This window comes from Pseudomonas sp. fls2-241-TYG-175 (genome assembly GCF_030209155.1).
Taxonomy (GTDB): Bacteria; Pseudomonadota; Gammaproteobacteria; order Pseudomonadales; family Pseudomonadaceae; genus Aquipseudomonas; species Aquipseudomonas viridiflava.
The window spans coordinates 101479-121841 of sequence record NZ_JARVSO010000039.1 but is presented as its reverse complement, the minus strand read 5'-3'; the positions used below and the strand labels follow the sequence as shown (position 1 = coordinate 121841).

The window sequence follows — 20363 nt, the reverse complement described above, 5'->3', positions numbered from 1 at the left end:
CTTCACCCACGTCGCGATCTGCGGTGTTCATGACATCGCGGTACAAAAGCGCATCAGTGCTGCTGCCTCACTGGATGGCCAGATGACTTATGTATAACGATGAGCGCAGAGCGTAGGAACGATCATCAAAAAGGATCCGGGGGCACGTCACCTTCGGTGCCGGTGTCGATACTCACCACCACCGACATCCCCGGCCGGAGCCGTTCGAGCAGTGGCTGGTTGTCATCGACGATAATGCGCACCGGGATCCGCTGGGAGATCTTCACGAAGTTGCCGGTGGCGTTATCCGCAGGCAACAGACTGAACTCGGACCCTGTGGCAGGCGATATACGTTGCACACGGCCGTGCATGGTCTGGTCATCCAGCGCATCGACGGTGAAACTCACTGACTGCCCCAAGCGCACGTCAGCCATCTGGGTTTCTTTCATGTTGGCGATAATCCAGCGCCGTTCCGGCACCAGCGCCATCAACTGCGCGCCGGAATTGACGTAAGCCCCCAGGCGCACGCCGATCTGCCCCAGTTGACCGTCACGGGGTGCCACGATGCGGGTGTTGTCCAGGTCGATACGTGCCAGTTGAATCGCCGCCTCGGCGTTGGCGACCGAAGCCTCCAGTGAACCCCGGTTGACGATCACCGTCTGCAGGTCCTCGCGGGCGATCTGCAAGGTTGCCTTGGCTTCAGCGACCGCGGCACTTGCCTGGGCATCGGCGGCACGGGTCACGTCCAGCTCGCTTTTCGATACCGAACCATCGGTCACCAGCGCCTGATTGCGGCGCAGATCGGCGGCGCTCTTGCGGCTCTGGGCGATGGTGTTCTGCAACTGGGCCTGACGCTGAACAATGGTCGCCTCGGCGCTGCGCCGCTGTTGCAGGTTGTTGGCCAGCGAGGCCTTCTGCACGTCCAACTGGGCCAGCGCCTGATCCAGACGCTGCTTGTAAATGCGATCATCCAGCCGCACCAGCAGGTCGCCCGTTTTGACGAACTGGAAGTCCTGCACCGGCACCTCGTACACGTAGCCGCTCAGTTGCGGGCTGATCAACGTGGTCTGGCCTCGCACCTGCGCATTTTCGGTGCTCTGGATCGGGCTGGTGAACGGAGGCAGTTGCCACGCATACAGCACGATCAACACACCGGCCAGCGCGACGACGCCAAACAGCACTGAGGAGATGATGCGCTTGCGTCGCGAACTCGGGCGGCTGGTAACCGGTGATTTCAGCGGTGCAGGAGCCGGTCCGTCAGTACGCTTCACGGTTTCGCCACTCGCAGCAGCGCTGCGCTCGGCGTCTGGATTGGGGTTCGGAGTGTTGGGTTCGGTCATGAAGGTTGTGCGCCGGTCGGTGATACGGAAGGCGGAGCAGCTGGTGCAACAGGGGCCAGCGCCTGAGGTTGAGTGGTCATTTTCAGCCAGATGACCCGGAACGAAATCCAGACCATGGTCAGTACCGCAATCAACGCGATCAACATGAACACGTCGTTGTACGCCAGCACGTTGGCCTCGCGGGTGGCCGCCGTGGCCATGGCGCGGATGCCCTGAACGTTGCGTTGCGACGGGTCGGCGATCACCGAACCGTAACTGGCGCCGTAGCTTTGCAGCCGTGACTGCACCAATGGGTTGATCAACGTCAGGTGCTCGACGATGTGGCTGGAGTGAAACTTTTCGCGCACGATCTGGAACGTGCCCAAGGCAGCAGACCCGATCAGGCCGCCAATGTTCTGCGTGATCCCGAACAGCACTGAAAAACTGATCATGTTGCGGGGATTGGCAAGCACGCCGCTGATGCCCAGCACCAGCGTCGGCCCCAGAAAGAACGTACCCCCGAAGGCCAGCAGGAACTGGCTGAGGTACATGTTCGACTGGCGGGTAACGTTGGTCGAATGGCTGTCCATCCACGCCCCGACCGCCATCATCGCCAGCGAGATCAGCAACGGCTTGATCAGGTGCGCCGGATTGATGGTCAGGGCGCTGACCGCGAGACCCGCGACACTGCCCAGCAGCATCACCAGATAAAGCGTGTGCAGTTGCTGACTGCCCATGTTCAGGGCCTGAAGAAAGCCGACTGCACCCACCGATTGTTCCGACAGCACGATGCGAAACAGGATCACTGCAAGCCCCAGCCGCAGAATCGAGCCGCTGCCCAGCCAGCGAGTGATCAGCAACGGGTTGCTGCGATTGTGTTCAATGGCAAGGCCTGCGCAGATCAGCGCGATGGACGCTGCCGACGCAATGCCGATCCACGGCGCTTCCAGCCACCACTCGATGCGACCGAGCGACAACACCGCACACAGCAATGCGAACCCCGGCGCGAGCAGGCCAAAGGTCAGGAAGTCGAGTTTTTCGAACGCCTTGAAACGATCCCCCGGCGGCAGTTTGAGCATCAGCACACAACCCAGCGACAGCATCGCCATGCCCAACTCGAACAGGTACAGGCCGCGCCATTGGGCGATCTGCAGCAGGTCCTCGGAAACCAGACGCGCCAGCGGTGTGGCCAACTGCGCGGTGCCCAGGCCGAGCACCAGCGCCTTCAAGCGCCATTTTTGCGGGAAGGCCTGGATCATGTAATACAGGCCCAGCGTGCTGAGCGCTGCACCGACCATCCCGTGGGCTGCCCGCACCGCGATGGCCGAATCGATGTCGTTGACGAACAGATGTGCCAGCGTCACCAGCGCATACAGCACCAGAAACAGTTCGGTGAAGGCACGCAGACCGAACTGCTGCCGGAACTTCACCAGCAGCAGGTTCATCGACACGTTGGTCATGATGTAGGCAGCCGGCAGCCAGGCGATGTCCTGAGAAGTCGCGCCCAATGCGCCCTGCAGATAGGGCAGGTTGGCGATGACCAGTGCATTGCCCAGGCCGCCGGTCAGCGCCACGATCACGCCGACCAGCGCGAACGCCCAGCGCCTTGCGTTGGAGTGCAGGGGCGTCGACGGCGAACCCGGCATGGTCGGACGTTCATGGGGTGCCCATTCGCGTGGGGCGTATTTATCGCTCAAGAGAAATCGTTCATGGCAGGTCGTTCATGGAAATCATTCGTTGAAGGGCTTGAGGAATTCCATGTGTGACAGTCACAGCAGCCAGAATACTCATGAGCGCCGCGATGATTCATGTGCAGGCAGATGGATTAAAGCTCACGGCGTCGAACAGCGCCGTAAATGATGGCAATTTGAAACTTGGGGCTATGCTTAAACGCAGTTTTGCTTTGCACATTTGCACTGCTACGATCGGCTGCGACGCCGGGAACGTACAAGAAGAAAGCGCAAACGAACAAGGAGTTCAGAATGAGTTCACAGGCTTCATCCGCCCTGCCGGTCAGACGGTCCGCCAATCGGGGGGCGATTCTGGTCGAAGTACGCAATCACATTGGTCACCTGACACTCAATCGTCCTGCAGGTCTGAACGCTCTGGATCTGGAGATGGTGCGCACGCTCAGGAAACAGCTCGACGCCTGGGCCGATGACGAGGGCGTCTATGCCGTCGTGCTGCGCGGAGCGGGCGGCAAGGCGTTCTGTGCGGGCGGCGATATTCGCTCGCTGTACGAGAGCCACCGCAACGGACTGGATTCGCACCAAATGTTCTTCGCCGAAGAATATGCGCTGGACCTGACGATTCATGGCTATCGCAAACCGGTGATGGCACTGATGGACGGTCTGGTACTGGGCGGGGGCATGGGGCTGGTTCAGGGTGCGGATCTGCGCGTGGTCACCGAACGCACCCGACTGGGCATGCCGGAAGTGGCGATCGGCTATTTCCCCGATGTGGGCGGCAGTTACTTTCTGTCCCGCCTGCCAGGCGAGATTGGCACCTGGCTCGGCGTGACCGGCAGCCAGATCGGGGCGGCCGACGCGCTGTACTGCGGTCTGGCCAACTGGTCGATGAACAGCGAAATGCTGCCGCGCCTCGATCACATGCTCGATCACCTGAAATGGAAATCGACCCCGCTCAAGGACCTGCAGGGCGCCATGGCCAAACTGGGCACCCAGCGCCTGCCCTACCCGCCTCTGGAACTGCTGCGCCCTGCCATCGACCATTTTTTCGGCCTGCCGGATATCCCGAGCATTCTTGAGCAATTGCAGGAAGTGACCATCGCCGACACTCGCCAATGGGCGCTGGACACGGTCAAACGCATGCAAGGCCACTCGCCGTTGGCGATGGCCGTGACCCTGGAACTGCTGAACCGGGGACGCCACCTTTCCCTGCACGCCTGTTTCGCCATGGAGCTGCATCTGGACCGTCAGTGGTTCGAGCGCGGCGACCTGATCGAAGGCATACGTGCCCTCATCATCGATAAAGACAAGAAGCCGCGATGGAAACACGACCGTGCGCAGGACGTCAGTGCAGCGCACGTCGAAAGTTTTTTCAGCGGCCAGGAGACCTGAGTCATGCACGACCTGGAATTGACCGAAGAACAGATCATGATTCGCGACATGGCGCGCGACTTCGCCCGCAACGAAATTGCCCCGCACGCCCAGGCCTGGGAAAAGGCCGGCTGGATCGACGATGCACTGGTCGGCAAGCTCGGCGAGCTAGGCCTGCTGGGCATGGTGGTGCCCGAGCAATGGGGTGGCACTTATATTGATTACGTGGCCTATGCGCTGGCTGTCGAAGAAATTTCTGCAGCCGACGCAGCCACCGGCACCCTGATGAGCGTCCACAGCTCGGTCGGCTGCGGGCCAATTCTCAACTACGGCACCGACGCGCAGAAACATGCCTGGCTGGAAAAGCTCGCTACCGGCCAGGCCATCGGCTGTTTCTGCCTGACCGAACCCCACGCAGGTTCCGAAGCGCACAACCTGCGCACCCGTGCCGAATTGCAGGGCGATGAGTGGGTCATCAATGGTGCCAAGCAGTTCGTGAGCAACGGCAAACGGGCGAAACTGGCCATCGTGTTTGCCGTGACCGATCCCGAGTTGGGCAAGAAAGGCCTGTCGGCCTTCCTGGTGCCCACCGACAATCCCGGTTTCGTGGTGGATCGCAGCGAACACAAAATGGGCATCCGCGCTTCGGACACCTGCGCGGTCACGCTCAATAATTGCCGTATTCCGGCCGCCAACCTGCTCGGTGAGCGCGGCAAGGGACTGGCCATCGCACTGTCGAACCTGGAAGGCGGACGCATAGGCATAGCCGCGCAGGCCCTGGGCATCGCCCGCGCCGCGTTCGAAGCCGCTTTGGCCTACGCCCGCGAACGCGTGCAGTTCGACAAACCCATCATCGAGCACCAGAGCATCGCCAACCTGCTGGCCGACATGCACACCCGCATCAACGCCACTCGCCTGTTGATCCTGCACGCGGCCCGACTGCGCAGTGCCGGTCAGCCCTGCCTGTCAGAAGCATCGCAGGCCAAGCTGTTCGCCTCGGAAATGGCCGAATGGGTCTGTTCCAAGGCCATACAGATTCACGGTGGCTATGGTTATCTCGAGGACTACCCGGTCGAGCGCTATTACCGTGACGCACGCATCACCCAGATCTACGAGGGGTCGAGCGAGATCCAGCGCCTGCTGATCGCCAGGGAATTGCGCCACTATCTGGTCTGAAGCAAGGGTCTGAGCTGTACGGTTTGAATGAGCTGAAATGGCGGCTCTGATGAACATCATCAGAGCCGCCCGCTTAACGAGCGAACCGCTCCCTGCCGAGCAAGGTCACCAGCAACGTCAGTGAATCGGCATTGCTGAGCATGATGTCCGTACGCTTATCGACATCGGCGTAGAAAACGTCGCGCGCTTCATCCAGTGTCTTTTTGCCCGTGATGTGCAGGATCGTCTTCTTGCCATCGCCATCGGCGCGCTTCAGATCCCGCCATAGCCCGTCTTCCAGCTGCTTGAACAATTGACTGCGATCCGTCTGATAGGACAAGACCTTTTGCTGCAGGGCTATCTGCTGATTACGAATGCGCAACCGGTAACCTGCCGTGTCTTCCAGCAGATCGGCAAAGGGCGCCTGAGAGTCAACGTAAGCGATGTCTTCGGTGTTGAGCACCTGATGGGACAACTCATGAATCAGAATGGCTGCGCGATAATGGGCACCAAAGTGGAAACTGCCTGAGCGCATCGCCCTTACCTTGAACCGATAGGCAGGAAGCCGGAAGAACTGCTCGGTCAGGAAAATCCTTTTTTGGGGGTCCGCTTCGAAAACGAAGGCACTGCATTCCTCACGCCCGACCCTGTTGACGCCAACCACGAAGCGCGGCGAGTCGATGGGCGACAGCGTCGGATCCATGAGTGCGTTGTACAGTTTTGTTACCGACTGCCTGACAACGTCGTAAGCCCGGGCATCAGGTGAACCGGTTCCGAAAAAATCTCCGACGATTTTCTGCGCACGAGTATCCACCGAATTTTCCGGCAGTCTGAGGCGCAGGTTGTCCAGACAGTTTTCCAGATAGCGTTGCGCCTGTGCATGCCCCTCCTCAATGGCCAGCGCCATTCCCCGGAAGGTACGGCGAATATCCAGCATGCCGCTCGAGTCCACCGCCAGTGCTTCATCAATGCTGATATCGAGCTGGCTGTTCTTGAGACGCGTGACGATACCGCCGCCGCCCTTGAGGCCCATCTGCAGATCCAGCTTCCAGCGCTGATCCTTGTCCAGTACCACTGGCGGGCCAGCCATGTCTTTCGAGGCAATGAACCAGCCATCCCGGTCGGAGCGCAACTCATAGGCGTTGCCGTCGATAGCGGCATACTTCTTCCCGCTGACCGGATCGTTGTAGGTGTTGAACAGCTCATCCTTATGCAGGGATTCAAGCGCGACGTCATGAACCTCGAACTGACGCAGCCGGGTGCGGATCTGCTGGGTCAGGGAATTATTCGACCAGGAAAACTCGGGAAAAGGTGGCACTTCTCCAGGTTCTTCCTCCTCAGCCTCGGGTTCTACCTGCGCAGACTGATCGCCTGCGTCATCATCCAAATTCGATGTACCGTCCATCTGCACGTTCAACCCCGACGAGATCAGCATGCACAGGGCTGCCATGAATTCCGCCACGGCCTGGCCCCAGTGTTGCTCCCCGGCCGAAGCGGCCGATCTGCTCAACAGGCTCTGCCCCTGCAACACCCCGACCAGCGCCCCCAGCCGACCCGGCAACAGCGCCATGGCCTGTTCGGCAGCCAGTCCGAAGAGGTATCGCGTTGCTGTGCTTCGCAACTCATCGCTGGTCACTGTCTGTTGCTGCACTTGAAGCGTCAGAGATTGCAGCGTGCCCTCGAACAGCAGGTCAAGCGCATTACCTTTGTAGGGTCGCACCTGCAGCGTCACCGGTTGCGGACGCTCCAGAGGCAGATCAAAGGAAGACTCGACACTGAACGGCAGATGCGGCTCCATAAAACCGCCGTTGTCAAAAATCTTGCGTTGGTCCGGCTCGATGCGATCAAGGATGAATGCCTGAAGGCTCGCGGAAGTACGGATATCATGCACAAGCCCATCAAGATCGGCATATTCGCGAAATACAAAATCTCCGTTCAAAGGGGCGTAAAGTATCCAGGGGCCAGAGCCGGTATCCGAGGACTCGGAAGGCCCGATGATGTATGTATTGATGACCGTGGTGGGCGCCCACCCCTCACTGGACGGCAGCAGATAGAGCGGACTGATCATCACCTCGCGCCCCTTGGCAGACAGACGGGCAAGACCGTCAGGCATGTTCAGAACGTGGTTGATAAAGACGAATGCGTCTTCAGACATCTCCTTCTTCAAGGTTGATGTAAAAGCACTGAGCAGCCCTGTCGCCGGCATCTGTTCGGAGAACAGTTTTTTCCGGGCGAGGTAATCGGGGTTACTCTCGACCAGCTTCGACCCCAGCAAACGCCGATAACCTTTCGCAATATCGAGCGAGTCTGCCATGTCACGGACATAGGCCACCGTAAGGGAAGGATCGAGCGTCTTACCCTTGTTTGCCGCAAGCGTAAGAACCCCATCCTGTCGGGACATGAATCGGTTCACGGCGTACTCACCAAGACTTTCGCTGACCCGCTCGGTCGCGGCTGGCAGTGCGTTGATCTGGCCGGGCGGCACCGGCGATGGAATGTAATGTGTCAGGGTGACCGTAATGTCGTCAGGGTCAATGGCCTGCTCTGGAAAATCATGCATCAACCTGAGAATCAGTTGTCGGCGGGAATACTCATAGAGGCTGGGGATACCGAACAGAAAATCCTTCTGCGCGACGCAGGTCACATAGAAACGCTGAAGGATATCGATAAGAACGACTTGTTCCTGCGTCGAGGCGTCGCTGATCCACTGGGGCACGATGGTCTGGTAAACAACCGACTGAATGATGACACCCAGATGGTTCAGGGCATGGCGATTGGTATCGTCACGCTCTACCGAATCCAGGAGGTGGCTGAACACAGTCGGGGCCAATTGTCGCTCGACGGCCTGCTGGTAAAGGCTGGTGATCGTGTGGCGCTGCCGTTCGATCTCCTGCCCCTGCAGCGCCTCGATAAAATGCCCGCTGATGAGATGCAGATCAATCCTGACATCAGGCGCACGCGTACCACTCAGGTACTCCAGCATGGCCTGCCTGTCCGGCTCCGACAACAGCCCTCTCAATTCGGTGGCGGGTAAGGATGTCATCTCCAGCGTGATCTGTGCCTTCAACGCCGTCAGTGATTCGAAGCTCCTGAGCCCATGAATCGGCGACCAGATGACCGAATGCTCGCTTTGCAGCGGTTTGCACAGCACGAACACATTGGGAAGCGTGATGCGACGCTCGGGACTGCCGTACCGGGCAGACACGGTATAAGCCTCGACTCGAGCCTGACCCAGTTCCTGCCTCAACGCAGGCAGTGGCCTGTTGAGGACCTGCTCCAGACTGTCCAGCACCGGTTCAGAGACCTTGCCAAGACGCCTCTGCATGGTCAGCTCCAGGCGCAGGCCGTACTCCCGGACAAGCCTCATTACTGCACCGGGTTTTACATACGTATTCAGATAGCGCGTCTGATGCGTATAGAACTCGTCAATCTGACATTCATAACGCGAGGCAAAATCGGCCAGCACGCAATTGACCATCTCCTCGATTATCGTCACAGGCAGGCTCTGCGCCAGCGAACGGGGCGATGGAGGAAGCTCGCCACCCACAACGAGCGCACCGGTCAATGCCCCGCCTGAATGCCCGCAAACCCTTCCGAGCGCCCATGAAAGCAAGGGCATCGAGTCATCACCACCGGAAAGGGATGCCACGCGGAGTTCGCGTGAATCCAGATTGGCGTCACCCACAAGGGCCAGATAAAAATTGAGTGCACTGCGCATGCAGCCATCCACGCCGGGGTGCAGCAGTGACACCTCTCGGAACAGCAGCTCCATTTTTTCCAGTTTGCCGGCCCAGGTACCCACAGATTCGAAACTGACATCGTGCACAACAGCAGTACTCGTTTGCCAGATACGCTCGAACGCACTCTCACCCGAGCGCCAGCGACCCGGGCCGTGCAGCCCCATCAAACGGGCGTCCAGCAGAACTCTGATATCCAGAGCATCATCGACCCGGACCGGTGTTCTCGAATGTCCGAGCGTCGCCAACCCCAGGGTGTACCGGAGACTGCGCTTTTGCAGGGCAATGATCAGGTCCAGACAATGGGGAAAGAGCGACGCCGTCAGTGTCTCCGTATGCAACTCGACCTGACCGGGCGCCTCGATCAACGGCTGGTCGTTCAAGGACGAAAAGAGCAGCAGGTCGGAACGACCCTGGCCATGGGACAGATACGCCTCGACCTGATTCGAATCGGCAAAATGCCTGAAACCTCTCAGAAAGGAGTAAAGGTAAACGCCACTCGGCTCCCCCTGCTCGAAATCGATCATGAACAGTCCGGTCAGCTTGACCGGCTCGTTGCTGCCAACGACGACCGACAGCCGTCGAAGCCTGATCGATTCGGACTGCGGCGAGGTACCGCACGACGGTATCAGGCAGCGCAAACGGCGAAATTCGGCCGTGCTCAATGAGCCGTTGCTGCGACTCGACAGCAGATGCTGACGAAAGGATTCCGTCAGCGCCTGAACGCAAACGTCACGAACGGCCTGGCCATCGCTTCGCGTGGATGCCCAGAAATCCGTCAGCGATTGCTCATACGTTCCAACGACATTTTTGATCGTCTGCGAAATGGCATTCGTGCAGAGTTGCACTTGCCCGTCGGACAACATCCGCCCACGCGCATCCAGATACTGGCGTTTCAGGCCGGTCGGCAGCGTGCGGGAAACATATTCATCCAGCACGACGTCATCCAGACGCTGGACACCAACGATGCTCATAGACTGGGTCGTGTCGACCAGTTGCACAGGATGGGAGAAGACATCGACATGGAATTCGGGACTCAGCGCCTGCAACCTTGCACTGAGCCCCTGCCCCAACACGCTCTGCAAGTCGGGCAGCGCATGCAATTGTCCGAACAGGCTCTCGAGGTGTGCGGCCTGCTGAATCATGATCAGGCGCGATTGCGTCTCGAACAGTGGGGTCTGCACATGCTCGGCGTCGATTTCAACCGACTCGAAATCGACCTCCGGGAATCGCTTCTTCAACGCCATAAGGAGTGACACGCGATTGTCGAACGACTCGATACCCAACAGCAGCGTGCTCAGGAAAACCGGAGCATCGGAATCGGCAGGATCACTGATCAACAGCGCACCGGCCAATTCGGCCACCTGAAGCCTGTTGTCGCTCAAGACCAGTCTATCGACCCTGGGCAACGCCGGTACAGGCGCTGTCGGGCCTTCGGTGTCTGCCAGTCTCGTTAGCCAGTCGCGTTGAGCCACGGTGATTCGGAAAGCGTCAGCCGCTTCCTGTACATCGCGTGCGAACTGCGACCTGAGTGATTCACTGAAAAAATAGGGAGGTGACGCGGGCATGTACTGTTTCCTTGAAATCGTGCCCTGTACACGCTGCTCGACAGCGTGCACAGGGACAAAAGGAAACAGCTTATTGATTGCAGCCGAAGGGCTGCGTTACATAAGGCAATTCGTCAGCCCGCCTGAGCGGGGACCAATCAGCGCACGGCACTCAAGCCTTGTGGTTCTTTTCGACCCAGGCGGCGAACGCGTTGATGAAGCTCTGCAGGAAGGGTCGTGCCTTTTCGGACAGCGTACCGGCCTCATCGAAAAATGTGCCGGCATTGCCCAGATAGGCTTCCGGCTGCTGCAGACAAGGCACATCCAGAAATACCAGTGACTGGCGCAGGTGATGGTTTGCAGCAAAGCCGCCGATCGCGCCGGGGGACGCACTGATGACCGCACCCGGCTTACCGCTGAACGCACTTTTTCCGTAAGGGCGCGAGCCTACATCGATAGCGTTTTTCAGAGCACCTGGCACCGAGCGGTTGTACTCGGGCGTCACGAAAAGAAACCCGTCAGCGGCCGCGAGTTGCTCGCGAAACGCGGTGTAGGCAGGCGGAACAGATTCGCCATCGATGTCTTCGTTGTACAGCGGCAGATCGCCAATTTCGACGATATTCAGCTTTAAATTCGCAGGGGCCAGCTCCGCCAGAGCAAGGGCGATCTTACGGTTGATGGACGCTTTGCGTAGACTGCCGACCAATACGGCGATGGAATGAATCTGGCTCATGGAAATATCCGTCATCTGATTCATGAAAGGGTAAGGTATAGATCACGCAAGGGGTTTAGACGAACCGAAGGCGCTTTCATTCCCTGCCCCCGGCAGACACAAGCGCCGACTATTTTTTTGCAGGCGGCAAACTCCCCTATAAATCAGTGGTCTACACCCCTCGATGAATTCGTAAACCAGCAGTTATATTCAGTTTCAGAGGTTTCAAAGCAAATGGCTTCAGTTCTCGTCGGACAATTTCATGCCAGAGATGCGGAAGGTCGCGTTTATCCGGTGCATGAATTTCATGAATCGCAGCCCGATGAGGCTCAGGGTCAGCCTGTGATCACTTATCGCCTGGCTATCGGCGACCGGGTCAAGCATCTGGGTGGGGACGATTTCGAACTGGTGCAGTCCGGCGTGAAGATGACCCGCCTGCCGAAGTAAACCCCGACCATCAGGCCCTGTTCATGCGCGAATCAGGGCTGGGGAAAGATCAGATACCAGAAGATCGCCGATTCGCGGGTCTGCGGATCAATGCCCCTGTAGCGCATGTGGTCCACACCGCCGACCACGAATCCACACTGCTCATACAGTTTGCAGGCCGCCAGATTGTTGTTCTGGGTTTCCAGCATGATGCCGGGAAGGTTGCGCTTGCGACTCCAGAACTGGGCGACGTCCAGCAGTGACCGCGCTACGCCATGACGTCGCGCCGACTCGTCGACGGCCAACTCATCGACATAGGCATACCCGCTCCAGTGGGTACTGAGCACCATGTGCCCGACTGCCCGCCCATCCAGCCACGCGACCAGCACCGAGCTGCCGGCAGAATCCCGGTAATCACAGAACTCCTGTGAATCGATGCCGTAATTCTTGCGATAAGGCTCTACAGGCTCCACCTGCCAGGACTCGACACTTTCCCCGACCTTCGGCGTTGCGTAACCGCGAACGGTAAACGTGAATTCGCTGTTGAGGATGTAATCCTCGAAGCACTCGTCCGCGACGCGGATACTCAGAGCAGGGTTTGCCACAGTCATGTCACCACTTTGCCGGTTGCTGTCAGGATGAAGCCTGCGCCTGGGCCTCCAGCAGTTGCACCCACAGCGCAGGCGCGCCGGATGCCTTGGCGATCGTAGACATACGCACTTCATGCTCGGCCAGTTCACTTTCGCTGGCATGAATGATTCGGCACGGGGTGCGATCGGCAGGCAGGCGGCGGATCTCACTGCCACGATTGCTCGACCCACCATCCGAACCATTGCCATCGGACGCATTGCCCGCCAGCGACAGACTAGTCTGTCCGCCGGTCATTGCCAGATAAACGTCAGCCAGAATCTCGGAGTCGAGCAAGGCGCCGTGCAGTTCACGACCCGAGTTGTCGACGCCGTAACGCTTGCAGAGTGCATCGAGGCTGTTGCGCTGCCCAGGATGCCGCTCGCGGGCCATCATCAGGGTGTCGAGCACCGTACAGTGCTGGGTGATGTCGGTCTTGTCGTGAGCGCCCATCAACGCAAATTCGTTGTTGATAAAACCAACGTCGAACGCCGCGTTGTGGATGATCAGCTGAGCGCCCTTGATGAACTCGAAGAATTCATCGGCGACTTCGGCAAAGCGCGGCTTGCCGACCAGAAATTCGTTGGTGATACCGTGCACGCCGATGGCGCCTTCATCACTCTCGCGATCAGGTTGCAGGTAAACGTGAAAATGCCGCCCGGTCAGGCGACGGCCGATCAGCTCGACGCAACCGATCTCGATGATGCGGTGCCCGTCGGTCACCGGCATACCGGTGGTTTCGGTGTCGAGTACGATCGATCTGTTGTCTGTGTTTTGCAATGCCATGAACTGATGCCTCGTTTGCAGGCCGCGATATTAGCATGCTGTGGCGGATGGCTGAATGTCGTGTCGATGTGTGCCTGATTGTCTAGGGCGTTCTGTTTGCAGGATATCTCGATTTGTTTCGCATGCTGCACGGCTGGTACGCCCCCTGCCATGCTCTTGAGAAATATCTGCTGCGGCAACCTGAAGCGCCTCAACCTGAGGCGTACCAACGGACCGGCGTCCAAATTAGTGCGAAGGTACTTAGGTCAGGTTCAAGCCGTTAGGTGTCTTGAGCAACCTACGGTAACAACTGTCGCCGTCTTCGAAGGGCGCAGTACGGGCTTTTACCAGAAGACGGATCAGCCACCAGACTTGGCCAGACCATGCCGATTAAACTGCACGGCATCCCCCTGACAGGCCACTCATCGTCATACACAAGTCTGGAAGACGCGCAAAACGGGGCCAGAACGTAAGCATCTGGCTGAGTACATACCCTGTGGTTGCAGCAAGACCTGGGTATGACGCTGAGCTTAAGGATGGGCATGATCGGCGTGCTTGAGATAACGCTGATCGTTCCCACGCTCCAGCGTGGTAATGCCTCTCAGGACGCTCCGCGTCCGCTCTGGAATGTGGTGCACAGCATCGTGGGCTGCATGCCAAAGCTCCAGCGCTCATTGTTAAACACGTCATGCGCTCGGATCACTGAATCCGCAATCTGTGCCATCTGTGCCATCTGTGACGCGGAGCGTCACGAGAGGCATGCCCACGCGGAGCGATGGGCACGATCAGTGTTGGGGCGGACTTGTGTATAAAGATGAGTGACAGGCCATGGGCTTGCAGTGACACGCATAATGTCCTTCAAGCACCTGCCCACCAAACTCCAGCAACGTATCGCCCTGACGGATCATCGGCTTCATCGCCACACCTCCTGATCGAAATCGCGCATTACTGTGAACATGACTGAGGCTCCGGCAGGTACAGCGCGGTCTTGATCGGGTATTCGGGGCTGCCATAGGCGTAGCAGGACGTCGTGACCTGAAGCTCATCGCATGGCAGGAAATGCACGGTGAGACCGCAGACGTTCTGGCCGGTGTAGTCGGGAACAGGCACTGTTTTGGTGTGTCGGCGTTTTTGGGCAATTATTTTTACTGCCCAAGCGTCATACTTGGCTTCGTCAACAAAACCCGGGAAACCATCGGGATAAGCCACACCAGTCTCCCAATCAACACGCACCGTCATCCCCGGCTCCCAGCGCGACGGCGCGACATAACAGCAACCGCCCCCACCGCCCTGATACGGACCGATGATGTCGATACCCGAACGGCCATCGACGCTGAAGCGGTTGATCGCCCAGTGGGTGTGGTTGATGGCTTCAAGGGTGCTGGCCTGCGCGCCCTGTGCGAGCAATACGCCCACACATACGCCGAGCCGGGCGACGCTATAGCGGCCGCTCCTGGTTAGGGTCATAACATTCACTTCCTGTGTTCGTCGCAATGGGTTGCGAGGTAATGGCGCAACCGTTCAAGGGTGTGGGCTTCGCGCTGGGGCGTGAGGATCAGTCCGGCCCGGGTGGCCTGAGTACTGCATTCTGGAAACGGTTTAACGTCATAAACTCTTCCTTACCTGACATTCTTTTTTTGCACAGACCGTGTACCTTCTTTAGTGAACCATTCCAAATAATATTTACCAGCCCGAAATGAAAACAGAGAAACTTCAGTAGTACTTTGAAGAAACATCCTACAACTTATTTTAAGAAAGGCATTGATCACAGCCTTCGCCTATATCTTGCTTTCGCTTAAAGACGCTACTGAGGGAACTGTGCAGTGACTCCACTTCCCGCAGGCCTTTGATGACGCGCAAAATACCGTACACAGCTCCGTTCTTTACAGCAGACAAGCATTTAGCCATGCCAATGGCTTCACGTTCTACAATCAAGAAGCAGACCCTTCTCCAGACTGATATTGATATTTCACAGAAACAGAAAGCTAACCCACAGGATGAATGATTAGACAACACGAGCATGGCCAGCTATAAATCCATGCTGCTCAAGGAAAATATTTACACAATTTAACTAACGGCACCTGCACCAGCCAGCAGCCATCTTGAAGTTAAAGACGTTAAAGCTCGACTTTTCAAGAAACCCGCTGTAAATCGATAACCAAACACACCGCACTCAACCCACTTCAAAAGTACTTAATACATAAAATAATCCAGGCAAATTCTATAACCAAGCCAGACTAAAAAGCACAGGGGATTTTGAGTATGGGAAACCGACTTACAAAATTTTTCATCGGCAGAAACTTCTCGCTCTTGTGGCTGGGGCAAGCGCTTTCTTCCTTTGGGGAGTTTGTTTTTGAAGCGACTGTCATCGTTTGGCTGGCAACCGATCTTTTCCATGACAGCGCCTTCTTGCCAACCGCCCTGGGACTGGCGGTGGCCGCATCTGCGATTCCTCGCGTGCTGGTGGCTCCAATTGCGGGGGCATGGGTAGATCGCATGACGCCGCTGAACGTGATGATCAGTGCCGACGTCATCAGGGTGCTCAATTTTCTGGCATTTGCAGCGATTTATTCGCAGTCTGAACTTGACCAGATGCAGGTACTGACGGGGATACTCATATTACTGTTTGCTAACAGTGTGGCTGCGCAGTTCTTCAACCCGTCCCGTCAAGCCATCATGCAAATCGTCATCCCGCCCGAGCGCCGGGTGGAAGCATCCGCCAAGGCGATGTTTTCCCTGACGGGCGTTTCGGTACTGTCGGCGTCTCTGGGACCTGCACTATTTGTCTGGGCAGGGCCTGTCTGGGCGGTTTTGACCAATGTGCTGGCGTTCATCTGTTCTGCGCTGTGCATCTTTTCGACCAAAGGCCTTCGCAAGCGCTTGCTGGTCGAGCAGCAACAACCGGCATTGTGGACTGGTTTTCTGGACGGTTTGCGATTCTCACGGGGGCAAGCGTCGATTCGAACGCTGCTGACAGGCGTGGCTTTGTATGGTTTTTCATTGGGCGTCAACAACGTAGCGCTTTCGCTCTATGCCTTCAAAACGCTGGCGTTGAAACCTGAAGAATGTAGAAGGTTAATGGCTGACGCTTATTCAACCCGCCAGCCTTCTACTGTCTAGCCGTGCTTGATGCCACGCACTTCGTCGACGCCACGGTTGGCCAACTGGTCGGCACGTTCGTTGCCGGGATGGCCGATATGACCGCGTACCCATTGCCATTTCACGGTGTGTCGGCTGACCTGTTCGTCCAGTTGCTGCCAGAGATCGGCATTCTTGACCGGTTCCTTGGCTGCGGTTTTCCAGCCGCGTTTCTTCCAGTTGACCATCCACTCGGTGATGCCTTTCATCACGTATTGCGAGTCGGTGACCAGCGTGACTTCGCAGGGACGCTTGAGCTCTTCGAGGCCGCGGATGGCGCCGGTCAGTTCCATGCGGTTGTTGGTGGTGTTGGCTTCGCCGCCCCACAGCTCCTTCTCGACGCCCTTGCAGACCAGCAGTGCGCCCCAGCCGCCGGGGCCGGGGTTGCCTTTGCAGGCGCCGTCAGTGAAGAGTTCTACGCTATCGCTCATTACAACCTTTCCAGAATGATGGGCTTCATGGCGGGCGTGGGCAGGTCTGGACTCAGGAGTCCTGGGTGGTGCGGCTGACCTTGGCCATGGGCAGCGGAATCAGCTTGCCCATCGGTTCGCGACGCACCTGGCGCAACGGCCTGAGACCCACCACCAGCTTGCGTGCGACCAGAAGATAGAAGCCGCCGCCGGGGCTCTGTCGCCCTTCGCCAAGGTTTTCCAGCCCTAGAAGCCGTGCCTGCCACGCCGCCGAAGCAAGAGGCGGACGATAGCATCCGAAGCGGCGTTTCTCCAGCGCGAAGCCCAGCAGGTTGAGCCAGTCGGCAACGCGTGAAGGCGAGATGCAACGGGCCTTGCGCAGCGCATCGCGGGCAAAAACATGGCGTACGCCCCAGGCGCTCCAGGGATTGATGCCAATGATCAGCAAGTGCCCGCCCGGCCGCACGCTGCTGGCAGCTTCACGCAGCAGGCCATGGGGCGACAGGCAGAAATCCAGACCATGTTGCAGCACCACCACATCGGCGGCGTGCTCGCTCAACGGCCAGGCCTGTTCTTCACAGACGATTTCGACCCCCGGCAATGGCGCGCCGAGCCGCACATTGCGCTGCACCTGATGGGCCACCGGCGGGGTTTCGGCCGACGGCCCGTAATGCACAAGGTAGCCGCCAAAGTAGCGGCCGAGTTCCTCTTCCAGAACCCGGCGCTCCTCTTCGAGCAGAAGCTGGCCCAGCGGGCCGGACAGCCATTGGCGAGCGGCGCTGATCAGGGCAAGCCACTCAGGATCAGCCTGAGCGAACGCTTCATCGGTCATGAGTTCTCCTCCAGAGGTGCTCGCATACAACGGCAACAGACTCTAAGATGCACGATTGTTCCCTGCGATGCGAACTGCGCCATGATACAGATCCATGCCCTTCCCGCTTTCAATGACAACTACATCTGGTTGTTACAAGACCTTTCGGCCAAACGCTGCGCCGTGGTCGATCCGGGAGACGCAGCCCCGGTGCTGGCCTGGCTGAACGATCACCCGGATCATCAGCTCACCGATATCCTGATCACGCATCATCACAACGATCACGTAGGCGGTGTCGCGCAGATCAAGCAAATGACGAACGCCAGAGTGCTGGGGCCGCAGGCGGAAACCATCCCTGCGCGCGACGTTGCGCTTGTCGACCATGACGTCATTACAGTGCTGGGTCTGGACTTCACCGTTCACGCGGTTCCGGGGCACACCCTCGGCCATATAGCCTTCTACCACGATGACGCCACCCGGCCGCTGCTGTTCTGCGGCGACACCCTGTTTGCAGCAGGCTGCGGCAGGCTGTTCGAAGGCACACCGGAGCAGATGCATACATCGCTCGGCCGACTGGCCGCCCTGCCGGACAGTACTCTGATCTACTGCGCCCACGAGTACACACTGAGCAACCTCAAGTTCGCTCAGGCCGTCGAGCCCGACAACAAGGATATCGCCGAGCGTCTTGCCGAGGTCATTCAGTTGCGAGAGGAAAATCGTATCACCCTGCCTTCCAATCTGGCGCTTGAACGACGCACCAACCCCTTCCTGCGCACCCATGAAACATCCGTTAAAGAAAAAGCGGACGAACGGGCCGGCGTGGAAAACACCTCGCAGAGTGCGGTCTTTGCCCGCTTGAGGGCATGGAAAGACAAGTTCTGAAACGACCGTCAAATCGCAATAAAATTCTGAAAGGTTGACCAGCGGCAGCACGCTTTCTAGAATCGCCCGACATTTTCGTCTGGATGTACCCCCCGAACAATGTCGTCATCTATTAGCAAGCCTGTAAATTCGGACGCATTGACTCGGTTGGCCCAGGCCGTGGCTGTAGCAGCGAGTGCGCTTCTGGTCGGCTGTCAGAGCACAGCCCACGTCGATTCTTCCAGCTCATACCGCGCGCCGAATCTGGCCACCGGCATCAAGCAAAAACCCATCTTTCTGACCAACAAGACCGCCACCCCGCAGGCACCGCCTCAGGATGTCTGGGAGCGTATGCGTCAGGGTTTCCAGTTGCAGCAGGGCAACGATCAGAACCCTCGCATCGATCAGCAGCGCCTCTGGTTCGCCAACAACCCTTCCTTTCTGGAAAACGCTGGCGAGCGCGGCAGTCTTTATATGCATTACATCGTCGAGCGTCTGGAAGAGCGCAACATGCCGCTCGAACTGGCCCTACTTCCTGTTATCGAAAGCGCCTACAACCCGATGGCCGTCTCGCGCAGCCAGGCCGTAGGCCTCTGGCAGTTCATCCCGTCGACGGGGCGCTACTTCAATCTGCGTCAGACCAATTTCTACGACGGACGCCGCGACATTCAGGCGTCGACCGTTGCCGCACTGGATTACCTGACACGTCTGCACGACATGTTCAACGGTGACTGGCTGCTGGCGCTTGCGGCCTATAACGCCGGAGAAGGCACGGTCAGCCGCGCCATCGAACGTAACGACAAGCTCAACCTGCCGACTGACTACTGGAACCTGCCGCTGCCGCAGGAAACCCGTGACTACGTGCCCAAACTGCTGGCGCTGTCACAGGTGGTGCTGTCGCCGGAAGCCTATGGCGTCAATCTGAACCCGATTGCCAACGAACCCTACTTCGAAGTCGTCGAGCTCAACAAGCGCGTCGATCTGTCCAAAGTGGCGAGCGCCGCCGACATCGACGAAGACGAGCTTATCCAGCTCAACCCTGCTTTCAAGAAGCGCCTGACCATCGACGGCCCCCAGCATCTGCTGGTGCCAACGTCCAAGGCGCAGCTGTTGACCGCCAGCCTGTCGACCATGAAGCAGGAAGAACTGGTCGCCTGGCAGCCTTACCGCGTTCGCCGTGGCGACACGCTTGAAAGCCTCGCAAGCCGTTATCAGGTCACCGTCAGCTCGATCAAGAGCAACAACAAGCTGGCGGGCAATCGCCTGAAAGCCGGCCAGTCGTTGAGCATTCCGGTCAAGCCGGGCCTGAACACCTCGCAGCCGGTGTTCGAGGCACTGGCCAGCAATGAGAAGCCGGCTCGCAGCCGCACCTACAAAGTGAGGAACGGCGACAACCTGACCACCATCGCACAGGCCAACAAGGTCGATGTGGAGGATTTGCAGCGCTGGAACAAGTTGTCCGGTCACAAGCTCAAGATCGGTCAGACTCTGGTGATGCAGGACAACAGCAAAACCAGCAAAACCAGCAAAACCAGCAGTAAGGCCGTTGCCAGCGCCAGCAGCAAGGATGGCGAAAAGAAATCCATGCAGTACAAGATCCAGAAAGGTGACTCGATGTACCTGGTCGCCAAGCGCTTCAACGTCGAGATGCAACATCTCAAGCGCTGGAACCCGCGTACCGGCCAGGCTCTCAAGCCCGGCCAGACCCTCACGGTCTATCTGCCACACTGATGAACTGCTCCGGATCATGCCGATGCCCTGCATTGGCATGATCCAGGAAAGCCTCCGTATTACCGCCCGAGATTGACCTGAACACC

Annotated in this window: 15 protein-coding genes; 6 read left to right on the top strand and 9 right to left on the bottom strand. The window is 58.3% G+C overall.

Annotated elements, in window-relative coordinates; all coding sequences use genetic code 11:
• Window positions 1-125: 125 nt before the first annotated feature.
• Both QRN20_RS23040 and QRN20_RS23035 read right to left on the bottom strand, forming a co-directional pair.
• Window positions 126-1319 (bottom strand): HlyD family secretion protein, encoded by a 1194-nt coding sequence (locus QRN20_RS23040; RefSeq protein ID WP_096767752.1) that lies wholly within the window; start codon window positions 1317-1319, stop codon window positions 126-128.
• A complete protein-coding gene (locus QRN20_RS23035) occupies window positions 1316-2995 on the bottom strand; it encodes an MFS transporter (protein WP_058430611.1) in 1680 nt (559 codons plus the stop codon). The genes QRN20_RS23040 and QRN20_RS23035 overlap by 4 nt, the downstream gene beginning before the upstream one ends.
• A 285-nt stretch (window positions 2996-3280) precedes the next feature.
• Between QRN20_RS23035 and QRN20_RS23030 the strand changes: the two genes are divergently transcribed.
• Together QRN20_RS23030 and QRN20_RS23025 are read left to right on the top strand one after the other, a co-directional pair.
• Entirely contained in the window at window positions 3281-4378 is a 1098-nt protein-coding gene (locus tag QRN20_RS23030) for an enoyl-CoA hydratase/isomerase family protein (RefSeq protein ID WP_122606361.1), read from the top strand.
• Between the two features lie 3 nt (window positions 4379-4381).
• Window positions 4382-5533: an acyl-CoA dehydrogenase family protein gene (locus QRN20_RS23025; RefSeq protein WP_122606359.1), complete on the top strand. Its 1152-nt coding sequence runs from the start codon at window positions 4382-4384 to the stop codon at window positions 5531-5533.
• Window positions 5534-5606: 73 nt separating this feature from the next.
• Here QRN20_RS23025 and QRN20_RS23020 read toward each other — a convergent pair whose 3' ends face one another.
• The gene (locus QRN20_RS23020) at window positions 5607-10817 is read right to left on the bottom strand and encodes a dermonecrotic toxin domain-containing protein (RefSeq protein WP_285361293.1); all 5211 of its coding nucleotides are present in this window, start codon (window positions 10815-10817) and stop codon (window positions 5607-5609) included.
• Window positions 10818-10968: 151 nt separating this feature from the next.
• Window positions 10969-11529, bottom strand: a complete 561-nt coding sequence (locus tag QRN20_RS23015) for an NADPH-dependent FMN reductase (protein ID WP_122501101.1) — start codon at window positions 11527-11529, stop codon at window positions 10969-10971.
• 213 nt (window positions 11530-11742) lie between these two features.
• Between QRN20_RS23015 and QRN20_RS23010 the strand changes: the two genes are divergently transcribed.
• Window positions 11743-11955 (top strand): hypothetical protein, encoded by a 213-nt coding sequence (locus QRN20_RS23010; RefSeq protein ID WP_004883932.1) that lies wholly within the window; start codon window positions 11743-11745, stop codon window positions 11953-11955.
• A 32-nt stretch (window positions 11956-11987) separates the two neighbouring features.
• On the opposite strand, the gene QRN20_RS23005 is transcribed toward QRN20_RS23010, so the two are convergent.
• The 3 genes from QRN20_RS23005 to tli1a all read right to left on the bottom strand — a co-directional run bounded on the left by QRN20_RS23005 (window position 11988) and on the right by tli1a (window position 14793).
• Window positions 11988-12545 carry a GNAT family N-acetyltransferase gene (locus tag QRN20_RS23005; RefSeq protein ID WP_043302834.1) on the bottom strand — a complete coding sequence of 186 codons (558 nt, stop codon included), beginning with the start codon at window positions 12543-12545 and terminating at the stop codon, window positions 11988-11990.
• A 22-nt stretch (window positions 12546-12567) separates the two neighbouring features.
• Complete coding sequence (gene dnaQ / locus QRN20_RS23000) at window positions 12568-13347, bottom strand: DNA polymerase III subunit epsilon (protein WP_025994328.1); 780 nt, start codon at window positions 13345-13347, stop codon at window positions 12568-12570.
• 924 nt (window positions 13348-14271) lie between these two features.
• Window positions 14272-14793 carry a Tli1a family immunity protein gene (gene tli1a, locus QRN20_RS22995; protein ID WP_122588581.1) on the bottom strand — a complete coding sequence of 174 codons (522 nt, stop codon included), beginning with the start codon at window positions 14791-14793 and terminating at the stop codon, window positions 14272-14274.
• A gap of 795 nt (window positions 14794-15588) precedes the next feature.
• Here tli1a and QRN20_RS22990 point away from each other — a divergent pair.
• Window positions 15589-16446, top strand: coding sequence for an MFS transporter (locus QRN20_RS22990; RefSeq protein WP_122606355.1), 858 nt, complete (start codon window positions 15589-15591; stop codon window positions 16444-16446).
• Here the strand turns inward: QRN20_RS22990 and rnhA are convergent.
• Window positions 16443-16895, bottom strand: coding sequence for a ribonuclease HI (gene rnhA, locus QRN20_RS22985; protein WP_004883928.1), 453 nt, complete (start codon window positions 16893-16895; stop codon window positions 16443-16445). The genes QRN20_RS22990 and rnhA overlap by 4 nt on opposite strands.
• Before the next feature lie 52 nt (window positions 16896-16947).
• Complete coding sequence (locus tag QRN20_RS22980; RefSeq protein ID WP_004883925.1) at window positions 16948-17706, bottom strand: methyltransferase domain-containing protein; 759 nt, start codon at window positions 17704-17706, stop codon at window positions 16948-16950.
• A gap of 81 nt (window positions 17707-17787) precedes the next feature.
• On the opposite strand from QRN20_RS22980, the gene gloB reads away from it, so the two are divergent.
• Both gloB and QRN20_RS22970 read left to right on the top strand, forming a co-directional pair.
• Entirely contained in the window at window positions 17788-18567 is a 780-nt protein-coding gene (gene gloB, locus QRN20_RS22975; protein ID WP_058430608.1) for a hydroxyacylglutathione hydrolase, read from the top strand.
• A 99-nt stretch (window positions 18568-18666) separates the two neighbouring features.
• Complete coding sequence (locus QRN20_RS22970; RefSeq protein ID WP_122423934.1) at window positions 18667-20277, top strand: LysM peptidoglycan-binding domain-containing protein; 1611 nt, start codon at window positions 18667-18669, stop codon at window positions 20275-20277.
• The last annotated feature ends 86 nt before the right edge of the window (window positions 20278-20363 follow it).

Bases quoted from the DNA above. Each gene is read 5' to 3' on its own strand.
- QRN20_RS22990 (WP_122606355.1), top strand. From the start codon at position 15,589: ATGGGAAACCGACTTACAAAATTTTTCATCGGCAGAAACTTCTCGCTC.
- dnaQ (WP_025994328.1), bottom strand. From the start codon at position 13,347: ATGGCATTGCAAAACACAGACAACAGATCGATCGTACTCGACACCGAA.
- QRN20_RS23010 (WP_004883932.1), top strand. From the start codon at position 11,743: ATGGCTTCAGTTCTCGTCGGACAATTTCATGCCAGAGATGCGGAAGGT.
- QRN20_RS22980 (WP_004883925.1), bottom strand. From the start codon at position 17,706: ATGACCGATGAAGCGTTCGCTCAGGCTGATCCTGAGTGGCTTGCCCTG.
- QRN20_RS23030 (WP_122606361.1), top strand. From the start codon at position 3,281: ATGAGTTCACAGGCTTCATCCGCCCTGCCGGTCAGACGGTCCGCCAAT.
- QRN20_RS23040 (WP_096767752.1), bottom strand. From the start codon at position 1,319: ATGACCGAACCCAACACTCCGAACCCCAATCCAGACGCCGAGCGCAGC.
- gloB (WP_058430608.1), top strand. From the start codon at position 17,788: ATGATACAGATCCATGCCCTTCCCGCTTTCAATGACAACTACATCTGG.
- QRN20_RS23005 (WP_043302834.1), bottom strand. From the start codon at position 12,545: ATGACTGTGGCAAACCCTGCTCTGAGTATCCGCGTCGCGGACGAGTGC.
- rnhA (WP_004883928.1), bottom strand. From the start codon at position 16,895: ATGAGCGATAGCGTAGAACTCTTCACTGACGGCGCCTGCAAAGGCAAC.
- QRN20_RS23020 (WP_285361293.1), bottom strand. From the start codon at position 10,817: ATGCCCGCGTCACCTCCCTATTTTTTCAGTGAATCACTCAGGTCGCAG.
- QRN20_RS23025 (WP_122606359.1), top strand. From the start codon at position 4,382: ATGCACGACCTGGAATTGACCGAAGAACAGATCATGATTCGCGACATG.
- QRN20_RS22970 (WP_122423934.1), top strand. From the start codon at position 18,667: ATGTCGTCATCTATTAGCAAGCCTGTAAATTCGGACGCATTGACTCGG.
- QRN20_RS23015 (WP_122501101.1), bottom strand. From the start codon at position 11,529: ATGAGCCAGATTCATTCCATCGCCGTATTGGTCGGCAGTCTACGCAAA.
- tli1a (WP_122588581.1), bottom strand. From the start codon at position 14,793: ATGACCCTAACCAGGAGCGGCCGCTATAGCGTCGCCCGGCTCGGCGTA.